This is a genomic window from Arcicella sp., assembly GCF_964672035.1.
In genome coordinates, this window is sequence record NZ_CBABQS010000018.1 from 26511 (window position 1) to 39007 (window position 12497).

At 36.6% G+C, this 12497-nt stretch carries 11 protein-coding genes; 6 read left to right on the forward strand and 5 right to left on the reverse strand.

The genetic code is table 11. The features are described 5' to 3' along the window. Positions 1-11: 11 nt before the first annotated feature. The 4 genes from rfbA to galE are packed head-to-tail and all read right to left on the reverse strand — an operon-like array spanning position 12 to position 3862. A complete protein-coding gene (gene rfbA, locus AC1W31_RS07245) occupies positions 12-872 on the reverse strand; it encodes a glucose-1-phosphate thymidylyltransferase RfbA (protein ID WP_481733750.1) in 861 nt (286 codons plus the stop codon). 3 nt (positions 873-875) lie between these two features. Continuing rightward, positions 876-1727, reverse strand: coding sequence for a dTDP-4-dehydrorhamnose reductase (gene rfbD, locus AC1W31_RS07250; RefSeq protein ID WP_481733751.1), 852 nt, complete (start codon positions 1725-1727; stop codon positions 876-878). A 9-nt stretch (positions 1728-1736) separates the two neighbouring features. Continuing rightward, positions 1737-2792, reverse strand: coding sequence for a dTDP-glucose 4,6-dehydratase (gene rfbB, locus AC1W31_RS07255; RefSeq protein ID WP_481733752.1), 1056 nt, complete (start codon positions 2790-2792; stop codon positions 1737-1739). A gap of 59 nt (positions 2793-2851) precedes the next feature. Further along, the gene (gene galE / locus AC1W31_RS07260) at positions 2852-3862 is read right to left on the reverse strand and encodes a UDP-glucose 4-epimerase GalE (protein WP_481733753.1); all 1011 of its coding nucleotides are present in this window, start codon (positions 3860-3862) and stop codon (positions 2852-2854) included. Between the two features lie 278 nt (positions 3863-4140). On the opposite strand from galE, the gene AC1W31_RS07265 reads away from it, so the two are divergent. Continuing rightward, complete coding sequence (locus tag AC1W31_RS07265) at positions 4141-4980, forward strand: transglutaminase-like domain-containing protein (protein ID WP_481733754.1); 840 nt, start codon at positions 4141-4143, stop codon at positions 4978-4980. A gap of 94 nt (positions 4981-5074) precedes the next feature. On the opposite strand, the gene AC1W31_RS07270 is transcribed toward AC1W31_RS07265, so the two are convergent. Next, complete coding sequence (locus AC1W31_RS07270) at positions 5075-5710, reverse strand: 4'-phosphopantetheinyl transferase family protein (RefSeq protein WP_481733755.1); 636 nt, start codon at positions 5708-5710, stop codon at positions 5075-5077. Between the two features lie 247 nt (positions 5711-5957). On the opposite strand from AC1W31_RS07270, the gene AC1W31_RS07275 reads away from it, so the two are divergent. The 5 genes from AC1W31_RS07275 (at position 5958) to AC1W31_RS07295 (ending at position 12434) form a co-directional block, all read left to right on the forward strand. Beyond that, entirely contained in the window at positions 5958-6860 is a 903-nt protein-coding gene (locus tag AC1W31_RS07275; protein WP_481733756.1) for a WD40 repeat domain-containing protein, read from the forward strand. A gap of 89 nt (positions 6861-6949) precedes the next feature. After that, the gene (locus AC1W31_RS07280; RefSeq protein ID WP_481733757.1) at positions 6950-8002 is read left to right on the forward strand and encodes a DivIVA domain-containing protein; all 1053 of its coding nucleotides are present in this window, start codon (positions 6950-6952) and stop codon (positions 8000-8002) included. Positions 8003-8200: 198 nt separating this feature from the next. Next, the gene (gene folB, locus AC1W31_RS07285; protein WP_481733758.1) at positions 8201-8551 is read left to right on the forward strand and encodes a dihydroneopterin aldolase; all 351 of its coding nucleotides are present in this window, start codon (positions 8201-8203) and stop codon (positions 8549-8551) included. A gap of 3 nt (positions 8552-8554) precedes the next feature. After that, positions 8555-9577, forward strand: a complete 1023-nt coding sequence (locus AC1W31_RS07290) for a LacI family DNA-binding transcriptional regulator (protein ID WP_481733759.1) — start codon at positions 8555-8557, stop codon at positions 9575-9577. Positions 9578-9614: 37 nt separating this feature from the next. Next, entirely contained in the window at positions 9615-12434 is a 2820-nt protein-coding gene (locus AC1W31_RS07295) for a S9 family peptidase (protein ID WP_481733760.1), read from the forward strand. Positions 12435-12497: the final 63 nt, after the last annotated feature.

The following is a 12497-nucleotide window of genomic DNA, read 5'->3' on the forward strand; positions in this document are numbered from 1 at the left end:
GTCAAAATCTATCACTTCAACAGATTCAACAAATACTGCCCATAACCACTCTTTATAAGTGGCTCGGCAATGCTTTTTAATTGTTCCTCATTGATATAACCCATGCGATAGGCAACTTCTTCAATACAACCAATTTTCATGCCTTGTCTCTCTTCAATTACCTGTACAAATTGTCCTGCTTGCATCAGAGACGCAAATGTACCTGTGTCTAACCAGGCCGTTCCACGGTTCAAAACGCCTACTTTTAATTTCCCTTGTTTTAAATATTCCTTGTTTACGTCCGTAATTTCATATTCTCCACGGGGCGAAGGAGCAATGTTTTTGGCTATTTCTACGACAGAATTATCGTAAAAATATAACCCAGGAACGGCATAATTTGACTTTGGATTCTTTGGTTTTTCTTCAATAGAAAGTACGTTGAAATCTTTGTCAAATTCCACGACGCCATAACGTTCTGGATCATGGACTTGGTAGGCATAGACAACACCACCTTGTGGGTCGTTATTGGCTTGAAGCAATTTGCTCAACCCGCTACCGTGAAAAATATTATCACCCAAAACCAAGGCCACTTTATCATCGCCAATAAATTCTTCACCAATGACGAATGCCTGAGCGAGTCCGTTCGGTAACGGTTGTTCGGCATAAGTAAACTGACAACCCACCTGAGAACCATCACCCAACAGTTTTTTGAAATGCGGCAAATCGTGGGGAGTAGAGATAATCAAAATCTCTTTGATACCGGAAAGCATCAAAATCGACAGCGGATAATAAATCATCGGTTTGTCGTAAACGGGCATTAGTTGCTTACTAACTGCCAAAGTCAATGGGTGAAGGCGAGTGCCTGAGCCACCCGCAAGTATGATTCCTTTCATTTTTTATACGTTTGCTGATAATGCTATTTTTAAACTATCTCGCCAATACGGAACCTTGATTCCGAAGGTCGTTTTGATTTTTGTTTTATCCATCACTGAAAAAGCGGGACGAGTTGCTTTTGTGGGGTATTCGCTTGTTTTTAAAGGATTGACGATAACGTCCACATTTCCTAATTCAAAAATGGCTTGGGCAAAATCGTACCAAGAAATTGCTCCTTCATTACTATAATGATAGATTCCGTATGCTTCTTTCTCTGAGACAATAATATCTAACAAAGCACCTGCCAAATCAACTCCATACGTAGGAGAACCCACTTGGTCAGCTATGATACCCAAAGAATCATGCTCTGTACCCAAACGCAACATGGTTTTCATGAAATTACCCGCAAATTCAGAATACAACCAGGCCGTTCTAACGATATAATGTTTTGCTAAAACTGCTTTTACGGCTTTTTCTCCTTCCAGTTTCGTTAACCCGTAAATGCTGATTGGTACAGTTGGGTCGGTTTCGGTTAATAATGCGGGAATATTTCCTTCAAAAATAAAATCGGTAGAAATTTGAAGCATCGTAGCATCAAATTTTACACATAATTTTGCAATATTTTCAGCACCATTACGATTGATTTTGCGGGATAAATCCACTTCGTCTTCCGCTTTATCAACGGCAGTATAAGCCGCACAGTTTATTACGAAGGTCGGATTTTTTTGATTAAAGAGTTTCTCTAAAACCTCCATATCCAAAATATTACCCACAATTTCATCGGCAAAGGTGATAGAAGTTATGTTTCGCTCCGAAGCAACTTTCTGCAGGCATTGTCCCAATTGTCCTGTGCCTCCTAATACTAATATATTCATGTGTTAATGTTATCTATTTGCGTACATTTCTGTATAATATTTCTGATAATTCCCCGAAGTTACATTATCCAACCATTCCTGATTGCTCAAAAACCAATCAACGGTTTTTTCTAAGCCTTCTTCAAATTGTAAAGAGGGTTTCCAACCTAATTCATTCATGATTTTAGTCGCATCAATCGCATAGCGGAGGTCATGCCCAGCACGGTCGGTCACATACGTGATTAGTTTTTCGGAAGTACCTGCTTCACGACCTAATTTTGTATCCATTGTCTTGCAAACTAACATGACGATGTCTATATTTTTCCATTCGTTAAATCCTCCGATATTGTAAGTTTCTCCGATAACACCGTCATGAAAAACGGTATCAATTGCTCTGGCATGGTCAACTACAAATAGCCAATCTCTCACATTTTCGCCTTTTCCGTAAACTGGTAAAGGTTTATTGTGTAAAATATTATGGATGATTAAAGGCAATAATTTCTCCGGAAAATGATTGGGGCCGTAATTGTTTGAGCAGTTGGTAATTACTACGGGCAATTTATAGGTACTTCCATAAGCACGCACAAAATGGTCGGAAGAAGCTTTTGAAGCTGAATATGGTGAACGTGGGTCGTAAGGCGTAGTTTCCAAGAAAAATTCTTCTGGATTATGCAATTCTCCGTAAACTTCATCTGTAGAAACATGGTAGAAGCGTTTGCCCTCCATGTTATCTTTCCAAATAGTTTTGGCAGCATTCAAGAGGTTACAAGTTCCGATTACGTTGGTCATTACAAAAGCCATTGGGTCTGTAATTGACCTGTCCACGTGCGACTCGGCCGCCAAGTGAATAACGCCATCGAATTGGTGTTCTGCAAAAAGTTGGTCGATAAATGGGGCATCCACAATATCGCCCTTCACAAAGGTATAATTGGGTGCGTTTTCAATGTCAGAAATATTCTCTAAATTTCCTGCGTAAGTCAATTTGTCAAGATTGATAATTTGATAGTTAGGGTATTTAGTAACAAAAAGTCGTACAACGTGGGAGCCAATAAATCCTGCTCCGCCTGTAATAAGTATTTTTTTCATTTGTTCTTATGGTTCTATTATGTAGTATTATGTTTTTGTCTGACTCGAATAGACAAATTTTAACTTATTTTTTTCTGCCAATTCCAAGCATCACCTAAAGCATCTTTGAGTGATTTTTCCGTTTGCCAGCCTAAATGCTGTTTTGATTTTGTGCAATCTGCATAAACGGCAATAACATCGCCATCACGTCGAGGCTTTATGACATAATCCACCTTTAAACCCGTGGCTTCTTCAAAGGCATTTATTACTTGCAAAACTGAACTTCCCTCGCCCGTTCCTATATTGAAAAAATCGTAATAACGTCCTTCTGGTTGTTTTAACAGCAAATTTAATGCCGATACGTGCGCTTTGGCTAAATCTACTACGTGGATATAATCACGTACTGCTGTACCGTCGGAAGTGGGATAATCATCGCCATAAACGGATAATTGTCCACGAATACCCGCCACAGATTGGGTAAGGAATGGAACAAGGTTAGCCGGTGGACCCAAAGGTAGTTCACCAATTAGGCAGCTTTCGTGAGCGCCAATTGGATTGAAATAGCGTAAAGAAATAGCGTGAAAGTCGTTCGTACTTTGCGCTGTATCTCTAATTATAGCTTCGCAAATTTGTTTTGTATTTCCGTATGGAGAGGTAGCAGGCTTTACGGCTGAGTTTTCAGTAACTGGTAGGGAATCAGGCTCGCCATAAACCGTACATGAAGAAGAGAAAACCAAATTGTTTACCTTATATTCTGTAATTTTTTCTAACATTAAAATCGTGGCAGAAACGTTATTTTGGTAATATTTTAGCGGTTTTTCGATGGATTCTCCCACGGCTTTTGCAGCGGCGAAATGAATAATCCCATCAATTTTCTGTTCGGTAAATATTTTATCCCAAATGGTCGCATCATTAATATCAGCTTCATAATATTTGATTGATTTACCAATAATTTCTTCGATACCCTCAAGTGCTTTTTTTTCGGAATTTGAAAAATTATCTAAAATAATTGACTCAAAACCTGCGTTGTGAAGTTCAACTACGGTATGAGAGCCAATAAAACCCGCTCCGCCTGTAACTAATATATTCATAAAAGAATCCCTTAATTTCCAAGGGTATGATTTTTAATTAGAAATGATTTATGTGTACGAAGACAAATTTACAACAAAGCCTTGTGAGAAAAAACTATCCTTTCAATTTTCGCTTAAACGGTCTAAACGTTAATAAATGGAATGTTGAAATAATGCTTGAATTCATCATCAGTAGTTAGAAAACAATGAAAACGGCTCTATTAACCCCTAACTCACAAAATCAATTTGCCGTTATCAAAAAGAAATCGTATTTTCAATAAAAATTACCCGTGACAGACATGAAACAATCCGAAATCAAAGCTTTAATCTCCTTATTGGATGATGAAGATTATGAAGTTTTAAACCATGTAGAGACTAAAATTCGTTCAATGGGCGACACCGTTATTCCGTATTTGGAAGACCGTTGGGAAGAGTCATCATTAAGCCCTTTGATGCAGAAAAAATTAGAAGATTTAATCCATGATTTACAATATAATGCCTTCTTTGAACGACTTTTAACTTGGCGAAAAAATGGTTCAGAAGACCTTTTAGAAGGAATGTGGGCCATTGCGACTTATCAATATCCAGAACTTTCTTTAGAAAAACTTCGTCAAGATGTCGATCAAATCTACTACGAAGTTTGGCTTGAAATTAGGGATGGAATGCACCCAATGGATCAAATAAAAACCTTGAATTCTGTGATTTTTGGAAAGTTGAAATTTGGCGCAAATACCAAACATTTTCATTCGGCTTCAAACTCCATGTTGAATGTGGTAATCGAACTCAAAAAAGGGAATCCCATTTCACTTTGTGTGATTTATTTATTGGTTGCTCAAAAACTGAACTTACCGGTTTGGGGGGTAAATCTACCCAATCTGTTCATCCTGACCTACAAATCCGGTAACATGCAGTTTTATATCAATGTCTTTAATCGTGGGCTGGTGTTCAGTCGGGTGGATATTGATAATTACATTGCTCAGTATAATTTTCCACAAAACGAAATCTTTTATCAGCCTTGCAATAATCTGGATATTATCCGTAGAGTGTTGCGAAATTTAACTTTGGCTTTTGAAAAGGTGGGGGATGATGACAAGGTAAAAGAGATTGATAGAGCTTTGCAGGAAATGATGCAGGAGTGAGTTTTTGATCTTAGAGGTTCGTTTTTCGATAATAGTTTAAAGAAGAAACCAAATTTATCTTTTTATTATCGAAAAACGAATAACAAACATCGAATTAAACCGTAATGGCTATTACATAATCGTCCACATAAAAAATCGCCAATTCATGCGCTGTTTTTAGGATTCCATCTACAAATATTTCACCTTTTATCATTGTAGGGTTACCTTCAAAAGGTTCGACAAAAATATTATCTTTGAACGATAGATTCTTTTTGCCATACCACTTATATAAACTTTCTTTGGCACACCAATAAATACACATTTTGAGGAGGTCATCCTCTGCGTGGAGGCGTTCCGATTCCGACAAGAATTTATGAGAAACTCGGCTTAATTTATCGGATATCTTCTCAATATCAATTCCTACTTCTTCTTCCAAACTCACCACGGCAACGGCGTAATTGCTGGTATGTGAAAGCGATACAAATCCTTGAATTTTCGATAAATATGGATTATTGAATTCGTCTTTTTCAATGCCCTGATAGATGTGTTCTAATTGTTCAACCGTATATTTTACACAGGTTCTACTCGCTAACCATTCCAATTGCTTTATTGGGTGAGTCGCATTCGAGCAGACTTCTAAATCTTCTGCTTTTAAATGGAGATATTTTAGAAAAAAATCAGCATCTTCCGCTATTTCCCAAAGTGTTACGATACATTGTTCCGAAATATTTTTAGAAAAAACTACTGCCATTTTGGGTTAATTATTGGTATTTGTGATTAGCTGTCAGGGTGTTAGCGCATGAAGACTAATTTTGCTTTTTATTGAACGAATCATAATGTTGTCATTCCTTGCAAAATAAAGTAATTTCGTTGAAAGATACGGTCTGAAACACTATTTTCTTGATTAATAAGATTTATAAAATAGATTAAGATTTTTCTGAGTTTGCTTAAATCAAACAATTTTAGTGTAATCTCGCTCAATACCCCATACCCAAACCATGCAAATAGAAAAAATAGATACATTTTCTGGTCATCGTGATTGTGTTTATACGCTTGAAGAGACTGCTGAATCTAATCTTTTTTTTTCGGGAGGTGGCGATGGACTGGTGGTAAGATGGGATTTAAGTAAGCCTGATGCAGGAGAATTATTTGCGCAAGTTCCCGCTTCTATCTATGCTTTATGTTTTGATAAAGTAAGAAATCAACTTTGGGTAGGTCAAAATTTTGAAGGGATTCACCTGATTGATGTAGAATCTAAGTTAGAAATTAAGTCCATAAAAATTACGTCATCTTCAATTTTTGATATAAAAATTTACAAAGATAATGCTTTTATTGGCCTATCAGATGGTACGATTGTGGTATTGGATGTCGAGAATTTTGTGGTCAAAAAATACATTAAAGCATCGGATAAAAGTGTGAGAAGTATTGCCATAAACTCACTTTCGAACGAATTTGCGGTGGCATACAGCGATTTTTCGGTAAAAGTCTTTGATTTACAGGATTTTTCATTGAAATTAGTGGTTAATCAACACACTAACTCAGTTTTTACGGTTTGCTATTCGCCTGATTATCAGTATTTAATCACGGCTGGACGAGATGCACACCTAAAAATTTTAGCCGTAAATAATCAGTATCATTTGCGTCAAGATATTGCGGCTCATTTATTTGCCATCAATGATATAAAATTTAGCCCCGACGGTAAATATTTTGCCACTTGTAGCATGGATAAGTCCATCAAAATTTGGGATGCTGAACAATTCAAATTACTGAAAGTTATTGATAAAGCCCGTCACGCAGGACACGGAACGTCGATTAACAAATTATGGTGGAGTAAACATGAAAATTTATTAGTATCCGCCTCTGATGATCGGCGGATATCGGTTTGGCGTATAGAAGATTGAGAATTATTAGATTTATACTTACATAGCAGAAAATCCAACTTTGTTTAATATATCCTTTGTCTAAAAGAAGGAAATAAATATAAAAAATCATGAGAATAACACCCCTTGAAATTAGACAACATACTTTTGATAAGAGTTTTAGAGGGTACGATACCGAATCAGTTGATGCCTTTTTATTGTCTCTTTCGCAAGAATGGGAGCGTATCTCGGAAGACGTTCGTTTTTCTAAGCAACAGTTAGAAATTGCTGAAAAAGAAATCGTAAGGATGAAAGAGATAGAAAGTAGCCTTTTCAAAACGTTGAAAGCTGCCGAGGATGCTCAACAAAATATCAACGCAAAAGTAGAAGCTGAAGCCAGTTTAATTACGGATAAAGCTCGTCAAGATGCCGAGGAAATTACCAATGAAGCTCAGAAAAAAGCGGATATGATGATTTCTGAATCTGAAAATAAAGCTAAATTCTTGGTTGAAGAGGCCGTGAATGACCTAAAAAATTATGAGCGTGACTTCAAAGCCATGGAGCGTTACAAGGATTATTTGGTAGTTGAGCTAAAAAGCTTTGCCAATGATGCACTTGATAAAGTGACTAAGTTTGAAGAGAGAATTAACACTCGTACCGGCGAAGCAAAATTGAACGAACTGGATACTAAAGTAACAGATAAATTATCTCAACCTTCAGTAGTTTCGCCTGTTATGGAAATATTAGTAGTTCCAATTGTTGAAGAGCCAGTCGTTGAACTTACGTTAGCTGATGAAAGTGAAGATTATTCGCCAGTAAATGAGGTAGTTTCAGAGCCAGTACAAATTGAGGTAACAGAACCTGAAATTGATTTTGAACCAGCCAATGATTATGACGATGAAAATGAAGAATTACCGACCGTTCATGCCATTATTGGTGCTGAAGCAGAAACGGGATTGTTTACGGAGGCTCTTCTAAATCCAACAATTGAAATACCCAATGATACCTTTAATGAAACGGCTGATAGTTTGACCAAAGAAATGAAAGCCACTCGTGGAAGACCTCGTAAATCAACACCTAATGATGGCGGTTTACCAACGGTTTCATCAATAATGGAGGAATTTACAAAAGATGTTCCTGCTGCAATTTCTAATGGAGGAGGTTCATTTTTTGATAATATATAGTGGTTGAAAATCTTTCTATGTAAAAATTTCAAGTTGATTTTACAGCTTGAAATTTTTTGTTTAGAACCGGTGATAAGTTTTTGGTTTTATGTGCTAATACCTGAAACTTTACGATATCTATTTTGTTGAAATTTATAGTGTTTTTAGTTTAGGTATAATGTCGTAAATCCTAACACCCAACCCTTTAAACCTAAAAAAATGGGAACAATTGCCTTAGAAGGCTTAGAGTTTTTTGCTTATCATGGCGTACATGATGAAGAACAAAAAATTGGAAATCGTTATCAAGTTGATATCCAAGTCGTGGTCGATTTTTCGGAAGCGGCTGAAAATGATAAGTTAAAATATACCGTTAATTATGGAGATTTATACGAAATAATTTCTGGAGTAATGAAAATTAAGGCGAGACTTTTAGAACATATTGCCCAATTAATCATTTCAAATGTGCGGGAACGTTACCCCAACATTGAAAAAATTGAAGTTTCCATTTCCAAATTTAATCCACCCATCGGGGGCGTGTGTACCCGAGCAAAAGTAACTTTAGTAGGATAATTTATGGCTCATCAAGTAACGATAAAAGACCTCGCTCGGCATCTGAATATTTCGGTTGCGACCGTATCCCGTGCGATGCGAGATATGCCAGAAATTAAAGCAGAAACTCGTGATGCAGTATTAAAGTTAGCCAAAGAATTGGATTACCAGCCCAATATTTTAGCAACTAATTTAGTAAAAAGCAGAACAAAAACGATTGGAGTAATTGTGCCTGATTTAGCGTATCATTTTTTTGCTTCGGTTATTAGAGGAATTGAGGAAGAAGCCTTTGCCAGAGGTTATAGTTTGCTACTAACGCAGACAAGTGAACTTTATGAACGTGAATTGATAAATGTTCAAAACCTTTCCAGAGGCCAAGTTGAGGGCTTTATTGTTTCAATTTCACAAGAAACTACCGATTTTGAACATCTAAAACGATTACAAAGAAAAGGAATTCCTTTGGTATTTTTTGACAGAGATGCCGACGAAATTGATGTGCCAAAAGTGATGGTGGACAATGTGGGGGCGGCTTATGAAGCGACCAAACATCTTATAGAAAATGGCTCGAAAAGAATTGCTTTTTTGGCGGGTCCTTCAAACGTTACAGTTAGCAATTTGCGACAATCGGGCTATGAAAAGGCTTTAAAAGATTCGGGGATGAAATTAGATAAAACATTAGTAGTTCACGGAAATTATAATCTTCAACAAGCCATTGAACTGACTAATGAATTATTTGAATTAGAAACTCCTCCAGATGGATTAGTCGTCGTTAGTGACCGCTTGGCGGTGGGAGCAATTGCAGCCTTGCGTAAAAAAAACATCAGAATTCCAGAAGACGTGGCCATCGTAAGTTTTAATGACGATCCTATCTGCACCATCGTAACTCCTACGCTCACGAGTGTCGCACAACCCACCTTGGAAATGGGAAAAATGGCAATGTCTTTGTTACTTAATCAAATTGAAAAACCCGATAGCATAGACAAACCCGAAGTGAAAGTGTTTAAAACCGAATTAAAAATTAGAGAATCTTCAATGCGCATAAAATAAATAATTTACTTCATTAAACTATTATCCCAACCTAATCATGAGAAAAATATTCCTTGTATTGGTATGTCTGATAGCAACGTTTTCATTATCAGCACAAAAAAGTAAAAAATCCAAGAAAGCTTTGGAAGCCGTAGTGGTTCAGCCCCCGAAAAAAATGCTTACCCACGAGGTATATGATTCTTGGAAAGAAATTCCAGATCGTTATATTTCTAATGATGGAAGTACCATAGTTTTTCCAATAAACCCGCAGGAAGGCGATGGTAATGTGATATTTCATTCTTTGAAAAATGCAAAAATAGATTCTGTTCAGAGAGGCACAGATATTCGTTTAACGGATGATTCTGAGTTTGCTATTTTCAAGATAAAACCACAGCTAAGTTTGGTTAAATCTTTGAAACGACTGAAAAAGAAAAAAGACGAAATGCCCAAAGATTCTTTGGGCATTTATGGTTTGAAAACCAATCAAGTTTCGAAGATTGCTAATGTTTTATCCTTCAAAATTCCAGAGAAAATGGGTGGCTGGGTAGCCTACCAAATGGAAGAATCTAAAAAAAATGATAATGCTAAAAAGAAAGTAGGCAAAAAGGAATCCGAAGAGAACGGATATCGTTTAGTATTGAAAAATTTAAAAACTAATACAGATCAAATATTTAGTTTTGTGACCGATTATGAGTTTGCTAAATATGCAAATAGAATTGTATTTAGTACCACTGGTAATGATTCTACGATGATTTCAGGCGTTTATTCGTATGATTTGCAGACTGGAAAAGTAGATAATATTATTAAATCAAAAGGAAAGTTTAAGAAATTGTCGGTTTCCGAAGATGGCCAACAAATTGCTTTTATTGCTGATTTAGATACAAATAATAAAACTCAAATCCGTTTGCCAAAACTCTATCATTGGAAATCTGGAGAAGAAACTGCCAAACCTTTAGCCGATGAAAAGCAGACCTTTGCCCCCGCAGGTTGGTATGTGAGTGATAATTATCAGCCCCGTTTTTCAAAGGATGGAACAAAATTGTTTTTCGGAACAAATCCTAAATCTGTTGTAGCAGATACAACGTTGTTACCCGAAGAAATTGTGAATGTAGAGGTTTGGAGTTGGCAAGACAAAAAGTTGCAAACGCAGCAAAAAGTTACGTTAGAAGAAGATAAAAAACGGTCTTTTTTGTCAGTGGTTAATTTAGAAAATCTTAAAATAATACAATTAGGGTTTCTTGAAATTCCTACGGTTGTTTTAGATAAAGAAATTATTAATAATACGGTAATAGCCACTTCTGATGTGCCATATTCTAATCAGCATTGGGATTGGAGCAACCGCAAGGACGTATATTTAGTGAATTTGCAAGATGGTTCAAGGAAACAAATTGCTAAGGCTTTGCAAGGAAATCCAGTACTTTCGCCAAATGCCCAGTATGTCACATGGTGGTCGGCACCCGATACTGCTTGGTTTGCTTATTCTCTAAAAACCGAAAAAACGGTTAAGATGACCAACAATATTGCTGTTAAATATTTTGACGAAGAAGATGATCACCCCGATTTGCCGAGTTCTTACGGTTCTGCGGGTTGGGTTGATGATGAGAAAGACCCAATGTTTGTGGTGTATGACCGATATGATGCTTGGGCAATTGACTTAAAAAATAACGTTCCGATGCTTATTACGGGTGGACGAGCTAATAAGGTTCAATATCGATACATCAATTTGGATGTGGATGATAAATTTATATTAGGTAAAAATGCTTTGTGGAAATTGGTGTATGAAAAAGATAAATCGGAGGGATTTGCCATTCCAGTAAGTCCGCTGTCGAAACCCAAAGAAATTTATAAAGTCGATTTTAATTTATCCAATCCAATCAAGGCCAAAAATGCGAATAATCTGATATTTACAAAACAGAATTTTCAGAATTTTCCAGATATTTATACCTCAGATATGACTTTTCAGAATGTTTCGAGAATATCAGAAGCGAATCCACAACAAAAAGATTACGCTTGGGGAACGGTAGAACTCGTTGATTATAAAGCATTTGATGGAACACCTTTGCAAGGACTTTTGTACAAACCAGAAAATTTTGATGCGACTAAAAAGTATCCAATGATGGTATATTTTTATGAAAAGAATACGGATAATTTACATACGCATTTCACGCCTTCGCCGATTCGTTCGTACATTAATTATCCTTACTTTACCTCAAATGGTTACTTAGTTTTTGTGCCAGATGTTATTTATAAAGCGGGCGATCCTGGTAAAAGTGCTTATAATTGTATCATTGCTGGAACAAAAGAAGTGATTGCCAAAGGATTTGTTAATCCAGAAAGAGTGGGAATTTCAGGACATAGTTGGGGTGGTTATCAAACTGCTTATTTAGTTACACAAACCAATATGTTTAGAGCCGCTGAGGCAGGAGCGCCCGTATCGAATATGACTTCGGCTTACGGTGGAATTCGTTGGGAATCAGGTAATTCTCGACAATCTCAATATGAAAAAGGACAAACCAGAATAGGAGGGACGCTCTGGGATAAATTTGATAAATATGTAGATAACTCGCCACTTTTTCAAGTTCCCAAAATCCAAACACCCTTATTAATTATGCACAACGATGATGATGGCGCTGTGCCGTGGCAACAAGGAATTGAATTTTATTCAGCGCTTAAAAGATTAGATAAACCTGTTTGGCTTTTGAATTACAATGGAGAAAAACACGGATTGACACAACGAAAAAATAGAAAAGATTTTGCTAAAAGATTGTATCAGTATTTCGAACATTACTTAAAAGATGCTCCAGCACCTGCTTGGATGACCGATGGTTTGCCGATGATGGAAAAAGGAATTAACCAAAAATTGGAGATTGGGAAGTAATTTTGTCGCACACGGATGTAACGGATTAGAAACTGATTAAATCTTATTAAGTTTATATAAAAA